The sequence below is a fragment of the Streptomyces sp. NPDC050422 genome (assembly GCF_044458665.1).
Taxonomy (GTDB): domain Bacteria; phylum Actinomycetota; class Actinomycetes; order Streptomycetales; family Streptomycetaceae; genus Streptomyces.
On the sequence record NZ_JBITIE010000024.1, the window covers coordinates 1 to 19,845 of the forward strand.

Annotated in this window: 21 protein-coding genes and 1 riboswitch; of the genes, 18 read left to right on the top strand and 3 right to left on the bottom strand. The window is 68.3% G+C overall.

Annotated features, from left to right (window positions below):
- Positions 1–34 precede the first annotated feature (34 nt).
- The 3 genes from ACIBJG_RS32000 (at position 35) to ACIBJG_RS32010 (ending at position 2,178) form a co-directional block, all read left to right on the top strand.
- Positions 35–985: a polymorphic toxin type 24 domain-containing protein gene (locus ACIBJG_RS32000; protein WP_399312844.1), complete on the top strand. Its 951-nt coding sequence runs from the start codon at positions 35–37 to the stop codon at positions 983–985.
- 94 nt (positions 986–1,079) lie between these two features.
- Positions 1,080–1,487, top strand: coding sequence for a hypothetical protein (locus tag ACIBJG_RS32005; protein ID WP_399312846.1), 408 nt, complete (start codon positions 1,080–1,082; stop codon positions 1,485–1,487).
- A gap of 118 nt (positions 1,488–1,605) precedes the next feature.
- Positions 1,606–2,178 carry a T6SS immunity protein Tdi1 domain-containing protein gene (locus ACIBJG_RS32010; RefSeq protein ID WP_399312848.1) on the top strand — a complete coding sequence of 191 codons (573 nt, stop codon included), beginning with the start codon at positions 1,606–1,608 and terminating at the stop codon, positions 2,176–2,178.
- Between the two features lie 423 nt (positions 2,179–2,601).
- On the opposite strand, the gene ACIBJG_RS32015 is transcribed toward ACIBJG_RS32010, so the two are convergent.
- Complete coding sequence (locus tag ACIBJG_RS32015) at positions 2,602–2,847, bottom strand: hypothetical protein (protein WP_399312850.1); 246 nt, start codon at positions 2,845–2,847, stop codon at positions 2,602–2,604.
- Positions 2,835–3,077, bottom strand: coding sequence for a hypothetical protein (locus tag ACIBJG_RS32020; protein WP_399312852.1), 243 nt, complete (start codon positions 3,075–3,077; stop codon positions 2,835–2,837). Before ACIBJG_RS32020 ends, ACIBJG_RS32015 begins: the two co-directional genes overlap by 13 nt.
- Positions 3,078–3,359: 282 nt before the next feature.
- Between ACIBJG_RS32020 and ACIBJG_RS32025 the strand changes: the two genes are divergently transcribed.
- The 9 genes from ACIBJG_RS32025 to ACIBJG_RS32065 all read left to right on the top strand — a co-directional run bounded on the left by ACIBJG_RS32025 (position 3,360) and on the right by ACIBJG_RS32065 (position 11,680).
- The gene (locus tag ACIBJG_RS32025; protein ID WP_399313031.1) at positions 3,360–4,079 is read left to right on the top strand and encodes an XRE family transcriptional regulator; all 720 of its coding nucleotides are present in this window, start codon (positions 3,360–3,362) and stop codon (positions 4,077–4,079) included.
- 2 nt (positions 4,080–4,081) lie between these two features.
- Positions 4,082–4,552: an NUDIX domain-containing protein gene (locus tag ACIBJG_RS32030; RefSeq protein WP_399312854.1), complete on the top strand. Its 471-nt coding sequence runs from the start codon at positions 4,082–4,084 to the stop codon at positions 4,550–4,552.
- 266 nt (positions 4,553–4,818) lie between these two features.
- Positions 4,819–5,310: a DUF4265 domain-containing protein gene (locus ACIBJG_RS32035; protein WP_399312856.1), complete on the top strand. Its 492-nt coding sequence runs from the start codon at positions 4,819–4,821 to the stop codon at positions 5,308–5,310.
- Between the two features lie 1,029 nt (positions 5,311–6,339).
- Positions 6,340–6,891, top strand: coding sequence for a hypothetical protein (locus tag ACIBJG_RS32040; RefSeq protein WP_399312858.1), 552 nt, complete (start codon positions 6,340–6,342; stop codon positions 6,889–6,891).
- Entirely contained in the window at positions 6,888–8,420 is a 1,533-nt protein-coding gene (locus ACIBJG_RS32045) for a protein kinase (RefSeq protein WP_399312860.1), read from the top strand. The genes ACIBJG_RS32040 and ACIBJG_RS32045 overlap by 4 nt, the downstream gene beginning before the upstream one ends.
- A gap of 98 nt (positions 8,421–8,518) precedes the next feature.
- Positions 8,519–9,487 (top strand): glycosyltransferase family 2 protein, encoded by a 969-nt coding sequence (locus tag ACIBJG_RS32050; protein ID WP_399312862.1) that lies wholly within the window; start codon positions 8,519–8,521, stop codon positions 9,485–9,487.
- Complete coding sequence (locus ACIBJG_RS32055; RefSeq protein WP_399312864.1) at positions 9,484–9,885, top strand: GtrA family protein; 402 nt, start codon at positions 9,484–9,486, stop codon at positions 9,883–9,885. The genes ACIBJG_RS32050 and ACIBJG_RS32055 overlap by 4 nt, the downstream gene beginning before the upstream one ends.
- A 137-nt stretch (positions 9,886–10,022) precedes the next feature.
- The gene (locus ACIBJG_RS32060) at positions 10,023–10,679 is read left to right on the top strand and encodes a SurA N-terminal domain-containing protein (RefSeq protein WP_399312866.1); all 657 of its coding nucleotides are present in this window, start codon (positions 10,023–10,025) and stop codon (positions 10,677–10,679) included.
- Between the two features lie 32 nt (positions 10,680–10,711).
- Positions 10,712–11,680 carry a nucleoside triphosphate pyrophosphohydrolase gene (locus ACIBJG_RS32065; RefSeq protein ID WP_399312868.1) on the top strand — a complete coding sequence of 323 codons (969 nt, stop codon included), beginning with the start codon at positions 10,712–10,714 and terminating at the stop codon, positions 11,678–11,680.
- A 72-nt stretch (positions 11,681–11,752) separates the two neighbouring features.
- Here the strand turns inward: ACIBJG_RS32065 and ACIBJG_RS32070 are convergent, their stop codons facing one another.
- Entirely contained in the window at positions 11,753–12,991 is a 1,239-nt protein-coding gene (locus ACIBJG_RS32070; protein ID WP_399312870.1) for a cytochrome P450, read from the bottom strand.
- A 277-nt stretch (positions 12,992–13,268) separates the two neighbouring features.
- Here ACIBJG_RS32070 and ACIBJG_RS32075 point away from each other — a divergent pair, with 277 nt between their 5' ends.
- The 6 genes from ACIBJG_RS32075 to ACIBJG_RS32100 all read left to right on the top strand — a co-directional run bounded on the left by ACIBJG_RS32075 (position 13,269) and on the right by ACIBJG_RS32100 (position 19,393).
- Positions 13,269–14,243 carry a transglycosylase family protein gene (locus tag ACIBJG_RS32075; protein WP_399312872.1) on the top strand — a complete coding sequence of 325 codons (975 nt, stop codon included), beginning with the start codon at positions 13,269–13,271 and terminating at the stop codon, positions 14,241–14,243.
- 301 nt (positions 14,244–14,544) lie between these two features.
- Positions 14,545–14,716: riboswitch (cyclic di-AMP (ydaO/yuaA leader) on the top strand.
- A 4-nt stretch (positions 14,717–14,720) separates the two neighbouring features.
- Positions 14,721–15,479: a transglycosylase family protein gene (locus ACIBJG_RS32080; protein WP_399312874.1), complete on the top strand. Its 759-nt coding sequence runs from the start codon at positions 14,721–14,723 to the stop codon at positions 15,477–15,479.
- A gap of 285 nt (positions 15,480–15,764) precedes the next feature.
- On the top strand, positions 15,765–17,045 hold the full coding sequence (gene eno, locus ACIBJG_RS32085) for a phosphopyruvate hydratase (protein WP_399312877.1): 1,281 nt from the start codon (positions 15,765–15,767) through the stop codon (positions 17,043–17,045).
- 112 nt (positions 17,046–17,157) lie between these two features.
- Positions 17,158–17,628, top strand: a complete 471-nt coding sequence (locus ACIBJG_RS32090; protein WP_399312879.1) for a septum formation initiator family protein — start codon at positions 17,158–17,160, stop codon at positions 17,626–17,628.
- Positions 17,629–17,692: 64 nt separating this feature from the next.
- Positions 17,693–18,232 carry a DUF501 domain-containing protein gene (locus ACIBJG_RS32095; RefSeq protein WP_399312881.1) on the top strand — a complete coding sequence of 180 codons (540 nt, stop codon included), beginning with the start codon at positions 17,693–17,695 and terminating at the stop codon, positions 18,230–18,232.
- Positions 18,233–18,448: 216 nt separating this feature from the next.
- On the top strand, positions 18,449–19,393 hold the full coding sequence (locus tag ACIBJG_RS32100; protein WP_399312883.1) for an exopolyphosphatase: 945 nt from the start codon (positions 18,449–18,451) through the stop codon (positions 19,391–19,393).
- The last annotated feature ends 452 nt before the right edge of the window (positions 19,394–19,845 follow it).

Here is a 19,845-nt window from a genome sequence, read left to right on the forward strand (position 1 = left end):
TGCGGAAGGCGCGGTCGGCTACGGCATCTCCTGCGTGACCAGCGAGGAGGGCTGCAGCGTCTCCGGCGCGGCGAAGGCCTCGGCGGTCGGCGCGGCAACGGGTGGTGTGTTCGGTGCGGCGGCGGGCAGGTTCGGCCGCAAGTCGACGGCGAAGCAGGAGCCGGACGGCCAGCCGTCCTCTCCGAGGCCCGCCAGCTGTCGGGTCCGCGTTCCCCACAGCTTCACCGGCCTGACTGCGGTCCTGCTGGCGGAAGGCACGACGAAGCCGATCTCCGAGGTGAAGGTCGGGGACTACGTCCTGACGGCCGAACCCGGAAAGAAGAAGAAGGAGAAGCACAAGGTCAAGGCGGTCATCGTCACCAAGACGGACCGAGAATACGTAGACGTCGTCGTCTCCACGAAGTCCGGCCCGAAGACGATCCAGACCACCAAGCACCACCAGTTCTACGAATCCACCAAGGACGCCTGGACCCAGGCCGCCGACCTCAAGGCCGGCCAGAAGCTTCAGAACGCCTCCGGCGGACCCGCGGTGGTGCTCGACATCAAGGCGTACACAGCGCAGCGCGTCACGTACGACCTGAGTATCGAGGGTCTGCACACGTACTATGTGGTGGCGGGCGCTACCCCGGTTCTCGTACATAACTCCGGGAGTGATGGAAACAACCCTTGGGCGAATGCCCGCGAGTGGCCAGTCGGACAGAAGTTCCCTACGGGTGGCGACACCCGCGGTGCTGTCCCGGGCCCATCGAACGGAATCCTTTTCCGAACCGGGGTAAATGGCGAGATGACGAACTACTCCGTCTATGACGAGCGCGGGATCATTCTCAGGAGAGTGGACCTCGTCGGTGAGTCGCACAAGGGCGTTGATACTCCGCACGTTCAGGACTATCTCCGAAACGAGACTCCCAACGGCCGAGTTTTCCCGTACCAGGGAGAGACTGCCCGCCCGACGGGCCCGGGTGATGTTCCGCCGATGAGATGTTGAGAACATCTCGCGAGTGTGTGTCAGGTAAACGAACTCGAGAACGAAGCGAGCCAATGTGATGGATCCTAGAGGGCTGCCGCAGTTGTCGGAATGGGTGACCGGCGACGAGGCCGACGGGTACCACATTCAAGGCTTCATGTCTGCCAACGTCACCGTGGCCGAGGCTGCAGCACTGGCAGACTTGTACTGGCCGAACTTTGTGGAATACCGAGATTGTGTATTCCTCGGCTTCAAGTTCGACAGGAATGCCGTCGATGAGTGGTATGACCGTCTGCAGGGAGATGTGCGGGCGATTGAATCGGTAGTGAACCACGTGCACTTGTGGGACTACTTCGTGATCACTCTGCAATCAGAGTACGAGGCACTCCCCGCATTGGCGGAGAGTATTGCCGCCATGTGGCGAGCAGCGGCACGGAAGGCTTTCCCTGGGCGGGAGCTCGAAGTTGCCGTCTCCGACGGGTCCGGTGACTACGGTCCGACGCTGAGACTCGCTGGGCACTGATCCTCTGGGCAGTCGTTCCGACTGCCGGAGTAGACCGTAAGCCCCGCCGGAGTTGCTTTCCGGCGGGGCTTGCTAACGGGACAGAAATCTGTGGCATATTAATCTGCAAGAGGCCGCGATGTACGAAAAGTTTCTGGCAGCGTTTCCGTCAGATGGCGGGACGTCTCAGCCCTTCGTCGATCCGCGCCTGGAGCGACTCGATGGGTTCAATGAGCTTGTCGCCTTCGGCGCCGGGTTGTCCTTCGGGAATGGAATTGTTCGCATCCATTCCGAAGGTGAGGCGCTGCGGGCGGGCGAGCTGATCAAGGAATCATTCTCCAAACTTGGGGACCGTACTGTTCCTCTCGCGAAGGACTGGCTCGGGCGCCAGTTCGTGGTTCCTCTCATCAATGGACGCGCCCGCTCAGGTCTCCTGCTTCTCGTGGAGCCTGGATCGGGCGAGGTGTTCGACGTCGATTGCGGGTTGGTGGACCTCTTCAGCGTAGAGATGGTCGCTGACTCTGAGACGTTTCTGGCCGCCGATCTTTTCGATGATTGGAGGGAGAGAAATTCTGTCATTATGTCGAGTGACCAGTGTGTCGGATTCAAGGTCCCTCTCTTCTTGGGGGGAGAAGGTTCCGTTGACAACCTGGAAGTGAGTGACGAGTCCGTCTATTGGTCACTCCTCGGGCAGATTCGTTCGCAGTCCTGAATCTCCCTTCGTGGTGCTGAGGATGAGGGATTCGCATCGTCAGCTCACTCGGAACGCTCCGGCGCAGCCCTTCTGCGGCGGGGCGTTCCCGCTCCGTTCTGGAGGTGGCTTCCTTGAGGTCGCCGAGGGGTAACCGGCCAAGCCCACGACCTTATCGGTACTACCTTCCCTCGCCAGTATCGAGTCGGCGAAGGGGGGCTCCAGCGGATCAGAGTTTTCGCAGATGATTCACAGGAAGCCCAGGCGCTGTCGGTAAGGTTCGTGGAGTAGCTCCCCCTCGATCTCTGCGCATTGAGCGTTGGACTACTGACCTCATCGGTCAAAAAAGCGTGATGCCCCGCCAGTTCCTGGCGGGGCATCGTCGGTCTTGGCAACACAATCGGGTGGATCAGCGCGGCGCGGCGCCTGGGCGAGCGAGGTAGGTCACCTCTGGCGCCAGGTCCGCCAGGGGCGGGTGATGATCTCCCGGTAGGTGTGGTGGGACGGGTTCTGGCCGCAGTGCCGCAGTACCCAGTCCTGTGGTTCGGCGAAGTCCTCGCTCGTCGGCGACCTCTCTCCGTCCACGACGCACTGCATCGCGTACAGGACCGGCTCCGCGTCCGGCTCGCGGTTGGGCTGGAGAGTCCAGGTCTCGTAGCGCAGGACCGAGCGAGGGGTCACCGTCCCCATCTCCGGTTGGCCACGGCCACCTTCGCGCTCAACTCCTCCGCCGGAGTCGGCGTACGTACGTCCTCGGGTGGCACGTCCCACTCCCGCCCACCGCGCAGTGGCCGAAGCCGCACGTACGGCCCCACATGCCCCATCACCACGCCCACCTTGCCGTTCCGCCGGTCGACCACCAGGGCGCCGGGATCGGGCGAGACGGTGTGCCCGTCGGCATCAGGGGTGGGGGCCGTCATCGTGACCACCTCGGCGAGGCGGCGCGCGACCGGGCGTCCAGTCGCAGGGCGGGAACACATGGGGTGGCGCTCATTCGCACGGTGACGCTCCTCGGCGGCGTTGATGCGTGTCCCTGGGCCTGTTGGTGCCGCAGGGTCGGCACCGATCCTCACGTCGGTCACCGGGACGAAGGAACCTCCACCAAACCCCACTTCGGGACGTCCTGCACCGTGTAGAACGTCCCTGGTGCCGTCCTGAGACGAAGGGGGAGACTCGTGCCGAACGAGAGACTGCGAGCCGTCATGGCGGCGGGAGGCTGGACGTACGCCGCACTCGCTGAGCAGGTCGAGGTCGACCCCAAGTCGGTCGAGCGCTGGGTGAACCTCGGGCGTATCCCACGTCGTGCCACCGCCCTCCAGGCGGCCAAGGCCCTGGGAGAAGACGTGCACGCACTCTGGCCGGCGCTCCGCCAGGCCCGCCCCGCCCGCGCCATCAGCCCTGAGTTGGTGGCGCTCTACGAGCAGCGGGCCGACATCCCCGTCTCGACGTTCACCGACCTGATGGCCCAGGCCCGGGAACGGATCGACATCCTCGTCTACGCGGCTGTCTTCCTCCACGAGGCGTACCCGCGGCTGAACGAACTGCTCACCGAACGTGCCGCTGAAGGCTGCACCGTCCGCATCGCGATCGGGGACGCCGACAGCGATACCGTCCAAGCCCGGGGCAAGGAGGAGCGGTTCGGCCACGGCATCGAATCCCGCTGTCGCCTCGCGCTCATGCACTACCGGCCGCTCGCCGGCACCCCGGGCATTGAAGTCCGCTCCCACGGCACCACGCTCTACAACTCCCTCTACCGCGTTGACGACCAGCAACTCGTCAACGCCCATGCCTGGGGCGTCAACGCCTACGCCGCCCCCGTATGGCATCTTCGCCGACACGAGACAGGCGGCATGTTCGACACCTACGCCGAGAGCTTCGACGCCGTGTGGTCGACGGCGACCCCCGTACGAGAGGAAGGCTGACCGTGGCCCGCACCGAGTACTACGACGACCCGAAAGCGCCCAAGCCGAACAGCATGGTCGTCGCCGCCTCCGCCGTCGTCACCGACGACCACGGGCGCATCCTCCTCCAGCGCCGCCGCGACAACGACCTATGGGCCCTGCCCGGCGGAAGCATGGACCGCACCGACTCCCTGCCAGGCACGGCCGTCCGCGAGGTCAAGGAAGAAACCGGCCTCGACGTCGAGATCACCGGCCTGGTCGGCACCTACACCGACCCGAAGCACATCATCGCCTACGCCGACGGCGAGGTCCGGCGGCAGTTCAACGTCTGCTTCACCGCCCGCATCACCGGCGGCCGGCTGGAGATTTCCGACGAGTCCACTGAGCTCCGGTTCGTGCCGCCGGAAGAGATCGAGCAGTTGCCGATGCACCACACCCAACGACTCAGGCTCCAACACTTCCTGGAACAGCGCGAGAAGCCGTACCTGGGCTGAACCGCCTGACTGCAGCAGCGACGGCAACAACCCCGCACAACCACGGACATCCACGCACCTCACCGGACCAGCAGGCCGCATTTGACCTGCGAAAGAGCAGGGCGAAGGCTTTGCCGCCACCGTGGTGGCCGACCAACACGAAGGTCGGGTGGGCCAGCATGTACAAGCTCCCCCTCTATGTGAAGAAGTAGTGCCCTTCGGGTCGGGCGCCGCGGTTTCGAGCGGCGCCCGACCCTTTTAGGACCGTCCCAGGAAGGCGCCAGGCAGTGGATTCGCAGAAGTACATTGTTCATGAGGACCCGGCGATCATGTCTACCGACCAGTACATCGCCATGGTGGATCTGGCGCCGTTCGGTTTCGCCCAGCACATGGAGCAGATATGGCTCGGCGTGCTGGGGGGCGGAACTTATGAAGTCCTGTGCGTTCCGTTCAGGGTCTACGGAATGTCGCTGCATGACGTGGTGGAACTCGATGGCGACGACGTCGTGGCACGCATCGTCCGCCATGGACGGCACCGCACAATGAGAGGGCTCATCGCTCCTGCCGTTTCGGCTGAGGGAATCGTTGAGATCTCCGCATCGATCGGCGAGTTGGTCGAAGCTTCGGGATTCCTCAGCGAGTGGAGTGGCCACCGCCATGTCGCCATCGACATCCCGGCCGGGGCAGATTCGCGAGGACTCCAAGAATTCTTTTCCGGGCAGCGGGAGGCTGAGCGTGTGTACTGGGAATGGAGCGATTCCAGGCCCTTCACTCGATAGGCCGAGGGGCGGCCGGCCCTCGGAGGCGAACTGACGGAGCGGGGCCCCGGTCTTTTCGACCTTGATCGCGCGCCGATGAACTTGTCACCTCGACTGCCGCACAAGGCGGGCCCCGGAACTCTTCCGGGGCCCGCGTTTGTGTCTGCGGGGTGAGCCGGCCCACCGGTTCAGGAAGGCTGAACGAGCCCCGACTTGCCGTAGGTGCTCGCCACCCGCGCCCCGCCACTCCCGAGGCGAATCCCATGCCGATCCGGAAGACGCGGGGCTGGGCCGGTTCCGGGATGTGAACGCCGAGGCCCTCCGGTTCGCGGCAGTCCGGTGAGTACGCGGCGGCGGTGTGGGCGGTCAGGTTCCAGCGGAGCTTCGTAGCGGTCCAGTCGGACGCGTACCTACAACGGCTACGGCCGGCTGACCGCCACGAAGGACCTGGGCGCGAGGGGCAAGGTGCTGCGCACCAGCAGCTCCGCCTACCACCATCTGGGCAACTCGACGTCGGTGACGGACTACCGGGGTCGCGAGGTCGCACGGTCACGCTCACGAGCGACGCGACGGGTCTGATCACCAAGGCCGTCCAGCCGGTCTCGGAGACCGAGCCGATTTCCACGGCCTTCGGCTACGACGCGGCGGGCAACCGCACGCGCTTCACCGACGGGACCGAACTCCCCGCCCCGGCCCATCCGGACTGCCCCGGCCTTCGCCGGTCGAGCAGCAGCGGTACGGTGAACGGTTCCGCACCCTGGCCGCGTTCGAGAAACGGGCTACGCCTCGCCGGCCGGCTCGATGGGCGACAAGTCCGTGGAGCGTACAGGGGACTGACGGACGGTACGGTCACGCCGAAGTGAGCGGAACCACAACGGTTCCGTGCAACGCGTCGCTGCTTGCCGGTGTCGCCCCCTACGCTCGGTCCTGCGCGCACGCCCATGTGCGCGCGGACCTCCCACGACCAGGTATTCAGGAGCAGCCATGTACGCCCCGGGTTATCCGCCGACGGCGCCACGCAATGTCCCCACCAGGGCCAGGATCGTGTCGATGCGCGTGTTGTTCACCGTGCTGTCGGTGTTCTCCTGTGGCTTGCTCCTGTGGGTTCCGCTGCTGCGGCTGGCGATCGTCCGTCGCAGAACCGTCGACTGGTGGCTGGCCGGAGCCGGGTTCGCGCTTGTCTGCGTACTGCTGCCGTTCCCCACCGACGACGCCAGAAACGGCGGCGGAGACTACGTCTCCACAGTGCTGATGGTGCTCGCGATGCTGGCAGCCCTCACGCACTACCTCGTCGCCGATACGCGGCACTACGCGCAACTGATGCGGGAGAACGCCACGGGCGGACCCGTGCCGCCGACACCGGGCCATGCATACGCGCCCACCGTGCCCGTACCGGAACCCGTGCAGTCGCCCGGACAGCCCCACGCCCCGCAGCCCTACCCGCCGCAGCAGTACCAGCAGCCCCGGTCCACGCCTCCCACCCATCAGCCCCAGCCCCCCGCTCAGCACCCGTCCGCCGCGCCCCGCCCCCAGCGCATCGACCAGGTCCGCGCCGAACTCGACGAGTTGAGCGACTACCTCCGCAAGGAGGAGGGCCGGTGAGCGGTCGCCTCATCGGCGGGCGGTACGAGCTGGCGACGGTTCTCGGAGAGGGAGGCATGGGCCAGGTCTGGACGGCCTACGACCAGCGCCTGGACCGCAGGGTCGCGGTCAAGCTGCTGCGTCCCGACCGGCTTACCGGCCCCGTGGGCGGCTCCGCCGCGGGCGAGTTGCGCCGCCGCTTCGTCCGCGAGTGCCGGGTCACCGCGCAGGTCGACCACCCGGGTCTCGTCACCGTCCACGACGCGGGCAGCGAGGACGACGAACTCTTCCTCGTCATGCAGTACGTCGAGGGCGCCGACCTCGGCGGCCATCTCGCCGCGCACAAGCCGTACCCCTGGCAGTGGTCCGTCGCGGTCGCCGCCCAGCTCTGCGCCGCCCTGTCCGCCGTGCACGCGGTGCCGATCGTCCACCGCGACCTCAAGCCCGGCAATCTGATGGTGCGTCCGGACGGCACCGTCCTCGTCCTCGACCTCGGCATCGCGTCCGTCCTGGACACCGACACCACCCGCCTCACGCACACCGGCACGCTGATCGGCTCCCCGGCCTACATGGCCCCCGAGCAGGCCATGGGCGGTGCCGTCGGCCCGTACACCGATCTGTACGCCCTCGGCGTGCTCCTGCATGAACTCCTCAGCGGAGACGTGCCGTTCACAGCATCCACCGCCCTCGGCGTGCTGCACCGCCACCTCTACGATCCGCCGGTGCCCGTCCGGCAGATCCGGCCCGACATCCCCGCACCGCTCGAAGCCCTCGTCCTGCGGCTGCTCGCCAAGGACCCGCAGCATCGCCCGGCCAGCGCCCAGGAGGTGTACGAGCACCTCGCCCCACTGCTGCCCACCCGGAACTCCGGGCAGCCCCGAGGGCCACTCGACCCGACCCGCCCCTTCCTGCGCCCGCACGCGCCCTGGCCCGACCGAGCCGCGACCCCGCCGGCCGCCCAGCCCGCACCGACGCCCGCCCGGCCCGACGTCGCGGCCGCCGTCGACGAGGTCAAGAAGCTGCTCGGCGAAGGCCGGATCACCCAGGCCGTCGACATGCTCGGCGGCATCCTCCCGGCCGCCGCCGAGCAGCACGGCGAGGGCTCCCCGGTCGTCCGCATCCTGCGCAAGCAGTACGCGGCGACGCTGATGGACGACGGCCAGTACCGCCGCGCCCTGCCCGAACTGCGCCGCCTCGCCGACGACCGCGCGGCCGAGGCCGGACCCGCCGACCTCCAGACCCTGCAGTTCCGCTACGACGCCGCACAGTGCCTGGAGCAACTCGGTGAACCGGCCGCCGCCCTCGCCGAGTACCGCGCGGTCCTTCCGTACTACGAGAACCAGTACGCGACGGGCAACGACCCGGCCCGCTCCTACGAGATCCGCCACCGCATCGGTCAGCTGCTGCTCGCACTGGGCGACCACGTGGGCGCACGCGGCCAGCTCCAGGCACTGCTGTACGACACCGAGCGGATGTACGGGCCGCACCACCCGCTGCCCGCCGAACTGCGCCGGCAGCTGGAGCGCCAGCTGAAGGTCCGGGGCGGCTGAGCCCCCGCGCCCCTCGATCCAGGCCAGTTCACCCAATCGTCGCCCCCAGGCCACACCCGCCATCCGCACCCGACACGTTGACCGGCTGATGTACTTTCGTGCTGATCTCGCTGGTGGTGCCCTGCTTCAACGAGGAAGACATCCTCGAACGCTTCCATGAACGCGTGACGGATGAGATGACCCGCCTCGGTCATGCCTTCCAACTCGTGTACGTGGACGACGGAAGCGCGGACCGAACGCTCCCGATCCTCCAGGAGCTGGCCGCCGCCGACCCCCGGGCCCGCTACGTCTCCTTCAGCCGGAACTTCGGCAAGGAGGCCGCCATGCTGGCCGGACTCCAGCACGCCGAGGGCGACGCCGTCGTCATCATGGACGCCGACCTCCAGCACCCTCCCGAGCTCGTCGGCCGCATGCTCCAGGAACACGCGCAGGGCTACGACCAGGTGATTGCCCGCCGCACCCGCAAGGGCGACCGCGTCACCCGCACCCTCACAGCCCGCGCCTACTACTGGCTCATCAACCGCCTCGTCGACATCGAACTCGTCGACGGAGTGGGCGACTTCCGGCTGCTCTCGCGGCGGGCCGCCGACGCCGTACTCGAACTCACCGAGTACAACCGCTTCTCCAAGGGCCTCTTCGCCTGGGTCGGCTTCCCCACCACGACGTTCAGCTACGAGAACGCCGTCCGGGAGCAGGGCCGCTCCGCATGGACCTTCGGCAAGCTGTTGAACTACGGCCTCGACGGACTCCTCTCCTTCAACAACAAGCCGCTGCGCGCCGCGCTCTACCTCGGCATGCTCCTGATGTCCCTGGCCTTCGTCTACGCCGCCTGGATCGTCGGCGTCGCCCTGGTGAAGGGCGTCGACACCCCCGGATACGTCACCCTTCTCGTCGTGCTCACCGCCCTCGCCGGCGTCCAGATGGTGATGGTCGGGGTGGTGGGGGAGTACGTCGGCCGGATCTACTACGAGGTGAAGCGCCGCCCGCACTTCCTGGTCAAGGCCACCAACACCCAGCCGCACCGGTCGGCCGGGGAGCCGGAACCCCTGGAGTTCGTACGCCGATGACGGTCAAGGCACAGCTGGTCCGGTTCGCCCTCGTGGGCGCCGTGAACACCGGCACGTACTACGGCTGCTACCTCGTCCTGCTGCACTGGCTGCCCTACATAGCCGCGCACGTGCTGGCCTTCGCGCTGAGCATGATCGGGTCGTTCTTCCTCAACTCGTACTTCACCTACCGCACCCGGCCCACCTGGCGGAAGTTCCTGCTCTTCCCGCTCACCAACGCCGCCAACTTCGTCATCACCACCGGCGGCGTCTACCTGCTGGTCGACCTGGCCGGATTCAGCAGCCGCTACGCCCCGCTCGTCGCGGCGGCGGCCGCCATCCCCATCACCTTCGTGGTCTCGCGCACGATCATGCTGCGGCCGGACACCCCGCCGAAACAGGTCGAACGGGTCGGCTGAGCCGCGCCGCAGGCAGGCCACATCCCCAACTCCTCCCGAATCGTTGGTCGAATCAGTGGCCCGGACCGCTTCCACTACCTAACATCGATCACCGCAAGGCTTTGTGCACCGCCGCACAATCTCCTCGGGAGGCTCCTTTGCACCGCCGCCGTCGCACCGCGCTCACCGTCTCCGCCGCACTGTTCACCGCAGTGCCACTCCTCGCCGCCTGCGGCAGCCAGGCCCACCCGGGCGCCGCGGCCGTCGTGGGAGGGGACCGGATCACGGTGGCCACCGTGCAGGGCCAGGTGGCGGAGGTGCGCCAGGCGCAGGACACCTCGAAGCAGGCCGCCCAGATCACCGACCAGTCCGGCCAGCTCGGCCGCGCCAAGCTGCACGGGCTGATCCTGGACCGGGTCCTGGACAAGGCCTCGGCGGACGCCGGGGTGACCGTCACCCGTGCCGAGATCCAGCAGATGCGGCAGCAGGCCGTCGCCCAGTACAAGGGGGAGGACGGGCTGCGCGCCGCGGTGCTCCAGGAGCGCTGGATCGCCCCGGACCAGATCGACGCCTTCCTGCGCGAGCAGATCCAGCTGACCAAGCTCGGCCAGGCGCTCGGCGCCGACCCGACGACCCCGGCCGGTACGAAGGTCCTCGGCGACGCGCTGACCAAGGCGTCCAAGGCACTGAAGGTCGACGTCAACCCGCGCTTCGGCGCCTGGGACAACCAGCAGATCCAGCTCGCCGAGTACAAGGCCCCCTGGATCACCCAGGTCACCAAGCCGGCCCAGTCGGCCGCGGAGGCCGGGGCCTGAGGACTGTCCGACGGCCGAGGTAGATTCGGTGCGTGAACGCTGAAGACCCCGGCCGCATCGTCCTGCTCACCGCCAGCCACCGCGTCGCGCCCGGACTCCTGTCCTGGCCCGCCTGGCAGACACTGCACGCCGCCGACCGGGTGCACTGCGGGGAGCAGGACCAGCCGCAGCTGCCGTACCTGCGCGATGCGGGCGTCACCGTCACGCTCGGGGTACCCGATGCGCAGGAGCTCGTCGACGTGTGTGCCGGTGGCCGGACCGTGGTGGTCCTGACCGGTGGTGAGGGCAATCAGCCGCTGACCGACGGGCTGGCCCGGCTCGCCGGTTCGGGACGGGTGCGGATGCCGAACCTGGAGCTGCTGCCCGGTTCGTACGACCTTCCCGGTGCCCGGCTCCTCGATCTCGTCCAGGTCATGGACCGGATCCGCCTCGAATGCCCGTGGACCTCGCAGAAGACCCACAAGGGCCTCGCCAAGTACGCCATCGAGGAGGCGTACGAACTCGTCGAGGCGATCGAGGACGGCAACCGCGAGGAACTACGTGAGGAGCTCGGGGACGTACTGCTCCAGGTCGTCTTCCACGCGCGCATCGCGGAAGAGGATGAGGACGAGCCGTTCTCCGTCGACGACGTCGCGGCCACGCTCGTCGAGAAGCTGATCCACCGCCACCCGCACGTCTTCGGCGACGAGACCGCTGAGACACCGGAGGACGTCCACGCGCACTGGCTGCGGACGAAGGCGATCGAGAAGCAGCGCGATTCGGTGACTGATGGAGTGCCCCTCGGCCAGCCCGGCCTGGCACTTGCCGCGAAGTTGGCGAGCCGGGTCCGTACCGCCGGACTCGACGTCCCCCTTCCAGAGGGCGAGGGCGACGACGTCGGCTACCGGCTCCTCGCCCTGGCCGTGCGCGCCCAGGAGGACGGCATCGACCCGGAGGCGGCTCTGAGGGCCGCGGGGCGTGCGTACCGGGACGCGATCAGGGCGGCGGAGGGCGTCGGGTAGCGGCAGGGGGCAGCGGATCGGGTCGGAGCGAGGGACTGCCCGGCTCACGCTGTCGGTATGCCCAGTCGGCCCTCACCGAGGCGTGAACTCCACCGGCAGTGTCCGCAGGCCGCGCATGATGAGGCCGCCCCTCCATCGCAGGTCACCCGGGTCCACGGCGAGCTGAACGTCCGGCAGGCGGCGGAACAGGGTCTCCAGCGCGGTGCGGCCCTCCAGGCGTGCGAGGGGGGCGCCCAGGCAGTAGTGGATGCCGTGGCCGTATCCCAGATGTTGGTTGTCCCGCCGGGACAGGTCGAGCGTGTCCGGTTCCGCGAATCGTGCCGGATCGCGGTCGGCCGCCGCGAGGACCACGAGCACGGGATCCCCCTCCCGGATCTGCTCCCCTCCGATTTCCAGGGCTTCCGTGGCGTATCGCCAGGTGGCCAGCTCCACCGGGCCGTCGAAACGCAGCAGTTCCTCGATGGCGGTGTCCAGGAGGCGGTCGTCGCCCCGCTGGACCGCGCTCTGGAAAACGGCGCGCTGCGGAGGGTTGCGGAAGAACGCGTGGGCGCTGTTGCCGATCAGGTTGATGGTCGTCTCGAAACCCGCGAAGAGGATCACGAAGCACATCGCGGCGGCCTCGTTCTCGGTGAGGTGCTCACCGTGGTCGCTCGCCCGGATCAGGCCGGAGATCAGATCGTCGCCGGGGTTCACCCGCTTGCGGTGAATCAGCTCGGCGAGGTAGGCGCGGATCTTCTTCACGGAGCGGGCGACCCCGCCGCGCGGACCGCCGCCGTGCCGGATCATCATGCCCGCCCAGTCACGGAAGTCGTCCTGGTCCTCCTCGGGCACGCCGAGCAGATCGCAGATGGCGTAGATGGGGAGCGGGAAGGCGAAGTCATGGATCAGGTCGGCCTCCCCCTTCTCCGCGAAGTCGTCGATGAGGCGATCCGCCAACTCCTGCACGCGGGGCCCGAAAGCGGCGATCGTCCGGGGTGTGAACGCCTTGGACACCAGCCGGCGCAGTCGTGTGTGGTCGGGTGGGTCGATGTTCAGCAGATGCGTCATGAGATTGGCGCTGCGCTCGCCGGGGATGCCGGTCTTGCTCTTCCCCCGGGCGTCCTCCGCGTGGTGCGCCGGGTTCTTCGACAGGCGACTGTCGGCGAGGGCCTGGCGCGCGTCCACGTATCGGGTGACGAGCCACGCCTCGACGCCGCTGGGCAACGTCGTCCGGTGCACGGGGCTGTGCTCCCTCAGCCAGGCGTAGGCGGGGTACGGGTCGGTGGCGAACTCCCAGGTGAAGAGTTCGGGTGGTGGCGGAGTGTCGTTCACGTGACGACGGTATAGGGCGCGCGTGCCACGGCCTGCACTGTGGCGAATCGCGGGGGATCCTGCCGATTTGCGGGGGCGTGGCGGGCTCGTCATGCGCGGACTGCGCACGCTTCCGGTGGAGTTCACGCCGGAACCGGCGCCCGGCAGAGGTGACACTCTGTCAACTCTGTGACTTTCACGTGATCTCTGCTGCATCGACTTGTGACATGCGTTCGAGTCCCGCTAGGTTCACCGTTCGACTCACCAGTCACTCGTCAGTCACACGGAAGGCATCCCCATGGGCTCCGCTAACGGCAGACACCGTCGCCCTCGGCAGGCACCCGCGATCATCGTCGCCGCAGGCGTGACCGGTTCGGCCATCGCCATCCCGCTGCTCGGCGCGGCAGGTGCGCACGCCGCCGACGCCTCGACCTGGGACCGGGTGGCCGAGTGCGAGAGCGGTGGCATGTGGAGCGCCGACCTCGGTAACGGCTACTACGGCGGCCTGCAGTTCTCGCAGGAGGTCTGGAAGTCGTACGGCGGCGAGTCGTACGCCGAACGCGCGGACCTCGCCAGCCGCTCGCAGCAGATCGCCGTGGCGGAGAAGGTCCTGGACGACCAGGGGCCGAAGGCGTGGCCGAGCTGTGCGGTCATCTCGGGCCTCGTCCCGGACAGCGGCCTTCCGGGTGTGGACCCGGGCAGCACTCCGTCCGTCGACCCCACCGGAAGCAGCGCGGACCCGTCCGCGAGCGCCGATCCCTCCGATCCCTCCGATCCCTCCGATCCCTCCGGGGACGCCGCCGCGTCGGACGACGCGTCACCGGAGGCGACTGCGACCCCGGCAGACGGTGCGAAGGGCGAGAGCGAGGAGCCGGACGCGTCCGCGTCCCCGTCGGCCACGCCGTCCGCCACACCCTCCACCACGCCCTCGGGCGACGCCTCCGGCGCCGAGGAGGGCCCCTCCGGGGGCCAGGAGAAGGCCGGCAAGCACCGCGGCGCGCCGGCTCCCGAGGAGACCCGGGGGAGCGGCAGTGACCGGGACGCGGGGCGGCATGCCTCGCGAGGTGACGGTGACGCACGCGACACCGGTGCCCCGGCTGCTGACGGCACGTACACCGTCCGGGCAGGCGACAACCTCTGGGCGATTGCTGATGCACAGAAGCTGCCCGGCGGGTGGACGGCTCTGTACGAGGCCAACAAAGCGGAGGTGGGATCCGACCCGGACCTCATCCTGCCTGGCCAGAGCCTCGATCTCGGCGTGAAGGCCGAATGAGCACAGTCTGATGATCAGCTGAGAACACCCCGAAAGCTGGGGTAGTTAAGAGGCCTATGTCCCACTTTTGACTAAGTGAGACATGGGTCTCTTTGCGTGAACTGGCGTGTCTTGTCCGGGAGGTCCCGCCGCATCCGTTCCCACCTGCGCAAATAGGGGTTCTTGGGATGCAAGGAAGGGCTGTTTATCCGGTATGTCCATCTTTGGATATGAGGGTTGGGTGTGTTTACGGTCGGAACCGCTCGCACCGCGGGCCCCGTCGATCGTCACGCCGAATCCTGCCGTCGGTCGAAGGGAACAGACGCGTAAAGCGCCGTAGGCAGGAGCGGGGGACCCAGGTAAGCGCCGGGCCCGATCGTCGCAAGACGCATCAGGACCGGCTTGGGGTGAAGTCGTGCGCAAGGACGTGCGACCGGGCAACTCACTTGGCCCGAACCCGACAGCTCACCTCGTAGGCGTCGGTGAGGAGAAGTCTCGATGCTGCTCAACCGCAAGGGCAACAAGCACCGTCGCCCGTCCAAGGCCGTCCGTATCGCCACGCTCGCCGGTGTCACCGGTGCCGCCATCGCCGTACCCCTGATGGGTGCGACCGGCGCGTCCGCCGCCTCCGTCTCCACGTGGGACGCCGTCGCCCAGTGCGAGTCCGGTGGCAACTGGTCCATCAACACCGGCAACGGCTACTACGGTGGCCTGCAGTTCTCGCAGTCCAGCTGGGCAGCCGCCGGCGGTACGCAGTACGCGGCCCGCGCCGACCTGGCCACCAAGTCGCAGCAGATCGCGGTCGCCGAGAAGCTCCTCGACATGCAGGGTCCGGGTGCCTGGTCCTGCGCCGGCGCCGGCAACCTGAGCAACGACGGTGTCGACCCGGGCGTCGACACCGGCTCCTCCGCCACCAAGACCGAGACCGCCCCCAAGGCCGAGTCCGCCCCGAAGCAGGAGGCGCCGGTCCAGAAGGCCGAGCCGAAGAAGGCCGAGCACACCGAGGCCCCCTCCACCAACCGCTCGGACCGCTCGACCGCCCCCAAGGCCGAGTCGAAGACCGTCACCACCCCGACCGGCAAGAAGGTCGAGAAGGGTGACGGCGAGTACAAGGTCGTCACCGGCGACTCCCTGAGCAAGATCGCCGCCGACCACAAGGTCAAGGGCGGCTGGGAGCAGATCTTCAAGCTGAACAAGGACATCATCTCGGACGCCGACCTGATCTACCCGGGTCAGCAGCTCCACCTGACGAAGTAGTCGCGATCTCTCCTCGCTGAACACTCCGGCCGCCCCGGCCCGGTGCGCACCTTCCCCCGTGCGGACCGGGCCGGGGTCGGCCGGTTTCTGCGTTGATCGTTCAACTGTTGTGGTTACTAGTCAGTAAATTTCCGGCCTTTTGCCCCGCTGTGCCTGCCCTTGGGTCCTTTTTCGTCCCAGGGGACGGGCGGTCGGCCGGTTGCGGCGGCCCGGCCGGTTAGGCTCTTGTCGCAAGGCCAAAGCGACCCTGCACCACCAGCGTCATATCCCAGAAGGAGATGCCTCGTGCCGTCCATCGACGTCGTCGTAGCCAGGGAAATCCTCGACTCCCGCGGAAACCCCACGGTCGAGGTCGAGGTCGGCCTCGACGACGGCAGCACGGGTCGTGCTGCCGTTCCGTCCGGCGCCTCCACCGGCGCGTTCGAGGCCATTGAGCTTCGCGACGGCGACCCCAACCGCTACCACGGCAAGGGCGTCGAGAAGGCCGTCCTCGCCGTGATCGAGCAGATCGGCCCGGAGCTCGTCGGCTACGACGCGACCGAGCAGCGGCTGATCGACCAGGCGATGTTCGACCTGGACGCCACGGAGAACAAGGGCTCGCTCGGCGCCAACGCCATCCTCGGCGTCTCGCTCGCCGTGGCCCACGCCGCGTCCGAGGCCTCGGACCTGCCGCTGTTCCGCTACCTCGGTGGCCCGAACGCGCACCTGCTGCCCGTCCCGATGATGAACATCCTCAACGGTGGGTCGCACGCCGACTCCAACGTGGACATCCAGGAGTTCATGATCGCGCCGATCGGCGCGGAGTCCTTCTCCGAGGCCCTGCGCTGGGGCGCCGAGGTCTACCACACGCTGAAGAAGGTCCTGAAGACCAAGGGCCTGTCCACCGGTCTCGGTGACGAGGGCGGCTTCGCGCCGAACCTGGAGTCGAACCGCGCGGCCCTCGACCTCATCGTCGAGGCCATCAAGGAAGCCGGCTACGTCCCGGGCAAGGACATCGCGCTCGCGCTCGACGTCGCCGCCTCGGAGTTCTACAAGGACGGCACGTACGAGTTCGAGGGCAAGTCCCGCTCGGCCGCCGAGATGACCGAGTACTACGAGGAGCTCGTCTCCGCGTACCCGCTGGTCTCCATCGAGGACCCGCTGTACGAGGACGACTGGGCCGGCTGGAAGGTCATCACCGACAAGATCGGCGCCAAGGTGCAGATCGTCGGTGACGACCTCTTCGTCACCAACCCGGAGCGTCTGGCCCGTGGCATCGAGGAGGGCTCCGCCAACGCCCTGCTCGTCAAGGTCAACCAGATCGGTTCGCTGACCGAGACGCTGGACGCCGTCGAGCTGGCCCAGCGCAACGGCTTCAAGTGCATGATGTCGCACCGTTCCGGCGAGACCGAGGACGTCACCATCGCCGACCTCGCGGTCGCCGTGAACTGCGGCCAGATCAAGACCGGCGCCCCGGCCCGCTCGGACCGTGTCGCCAAGTACAACCAGCTGCTGCGCATCGAGGAGATCCTCGACGACGCCGCGGTGTACGCGGGCCGCTCGGCGTTTCCGCGGTTCAAGGGCTGACACCCAGGTCCGATGAAGCCCGGCGGGGTCAAGTGCCCCGGCCTCCGTCCGTCCCCGCACTCGGTCCCGTACCGTGTGCGGGGACGGACGTGCGTAATGGGGAGGCGGAGACATGGCCGCGAAGGACCGGGACCGGTTCTCCACCGCGACCCGGCTGCGGCTGCTCGGTGAGCAGACCGCCGCCCGTGTCTACCGCTCCCAGAACCGCCGTCAGGCCCGCCGCTCCCGGCTCACCGGCCGGGCCGCCTTCCTGGCCCTGATCGTCTGCTCACTGATCGTCGCCCTCGCGTACCCGATGCGGCAGTACGTGTCGCAGCGCGACGAGATCGCCGACCAGGAGCGTTTGGCGCAGGAGGCCGAGGCCCGTACCGAGGAGCTCCGCGACGAGAAGGCGCGGCTCCAGGACGACGCGTACGTCAAGCGGCTGGCCCGCGAGCACCTGCACTACCTTCTTCCCGGGGAGACCGGCTACACCGTGGTCGACCCCGACGCGGTCAAGGAGCGCAACGGGACGCCGGAGGAGACCGACCGGCCCTGGCACTCCAACCTGTGGGACGGCGTCGACAGCGCCGACCGCGGCTGACCCGTATTCCCCTCAGCTCTGCAGAACCGCAGTTCGAGCAGTCCGATCAGAATTTTAGGCAGGCATGGAAACGCCCCCTCCCCAGACCGAGTCCACCGCGCCCACCGACGCGGACATCGCCGCGTTCCAGCAGCAGCTGGGGCGCCCGCCGCGCGGTCTGCGCGCGATCGCGCACCGCTGCCCGTGCGGCAACCCGGACGTGGTCGAGACGCAGCCCCGGCTGGAGGACGGTACGCCGTTCCCGACGACGTTCTACCTGACGTGCCCGCGTGCGGCTTCCGCGATCGGCACGCTGGAGGCGAACGGGGTCATGAAGGAGATGACCGAGCGTCTCGGTACGGACCCCGAGCTGGCCGCGGCCTACCGGGCCGCGCACGAGGACTACATCGCGCGGCGTGACGCCATCGAGGTGCTGGAGGGCTTCCCCAGCGCGGGGGGCATGCCGGACCGGGTGAAGTGCCTGCACGTGCTCGTCGGGCACTCGCTGGCCGCGGGGCCGGGGGTGAACCCGCTCGGGGACGAGGCGATCGCGATGCTGCCGGAGTGGTGGCGCAAGGGGCCGTGCGTTTCGCCTTGCGGCGGGGCCGGCTCGGACGAGGGCTGAGGTTCCCTCCTCGGGGGCGCTGCCCCCGGACCCCCGCTCCTCAATCGCCGGAGGGGCTTGATTTGGGGGCGCTGCCCCTCGACCCCTGCTCCTCAATCGCCGGGGCCGGAGGGGCTTGATTTGGGGGCGCTGCCCCTCGACCCCTGCTCCTCAATCGCCGGAGGGGCTTGATTTCGGCGGCGGAGGGGCTTGATTTCCCTTGATGTGGGAGTACTCATGACGCGTGTGGCCGCCATCGACTGCGGTACCAATTCCATCCGGCTGCTGGTCGCCGATGCCGACCCCGACACCGGGGAGCTCGTCGAGCTCGACCGGCGGATGGAGATCGTCCGGCTGGGGCAGGGCGTCGACCGTACCGGCCGGCTCGCCCCCGAGGCGTTGGAGCGGACCTTCGCCGCCTGTCGGCAGTACGCCGCGGTGATCAAGGAGCACGGTGCGGAGCGCGTGCGGTTCGTCGCCACCTCCGCCTCGCGGGACGCGGAGAACCGGGACGACTTCGTCCGTGGCGTGCTCGACATCCTGGGCGTCGAGCCCGAGGTGATCACCGGCGACCAGGAGGCCGAGTTCTCCTTCGACGGGGCCACCAAGGAGCTCGTCGGGCGCGACGACCTCCCGAAGCCGTACCTCGTCGTGGACATCGGCGGCGGGTCCACCGAGTTCGTCGTCGGCGATGACCGGGTGCGGGCCGCCCGGTCCGTGGACATCGGCTGTGTCCGGATGACCGAGCGCCACCTCATGCGGGACGGTGTCGTCAGCGACCCGCCCGCACCGGCCGCGATCGACGCGATCCGGGCCGACGTCGCCGCCGCCCTGGACCTCGCGGAGGAGACCGTCCCGCTCACCTCGGCGGCCACGCTCGTCGGCCTCGCCGGGACGGTCACCACCGTGGCCGCCATCGCGCTGGGGCTCGAGGAGTACGACTCCGAGGCGATCCATCACTCCCGGATCTCCCTGGAACAGGTGCGGGAGATCACCGGACGGCTCCTCGCCTCCACCCACGCCGAGCGTGCGGCGATCGGCGCGATGCACCCGGGCCGGGTCGATGTGATCACCTCCGGGGCGCTGATCCTGCTGGCCCTGATGGAGCGGACCGGGGCCCGCGAGGTCGTCGTCAGCGAGCACGACATCCTCGACGGCATCGCCTTCTACGCGGCCCGCTAGGTCCGGTCCGCAGGCGCCCGCCAGGGCCGGTCCGCAGGTGCCCGCGAACGCCGCTCATCGGCACTCCGGCCTGCACCTTTGAGCTGCTTGGGACCGTCCTGCGGGCACCTTCGGAGACGTGGCGCGACGAAGTTCGTGAACTTCTTCACAAGGAATTGGGCCCCCTGGGCCGGACTTCTGCTCCGAACGGGCCCGCGGGAGGGTGCACGGGGTCACCCGCCTCGCGGACGGGGCGGTTCCGGGTACGTTGCGGGAGTGTGAATCCGAGGGGTGGTCCACCCTGCCCGGTGGCTCAAGCGCCAGCTCACAAGCGGTGAACAACGTTCGCCAGGGTGTTGTGGTTCCCCTGTCGGGCCATGACCTGGGTCACGCGGGCGGCGAAGTGTAGCAGAGGGTGGGCCATACCTTGTGAAGGGGCTCACGAGCATGCCCCCCGAGGGGGGTGGATACTC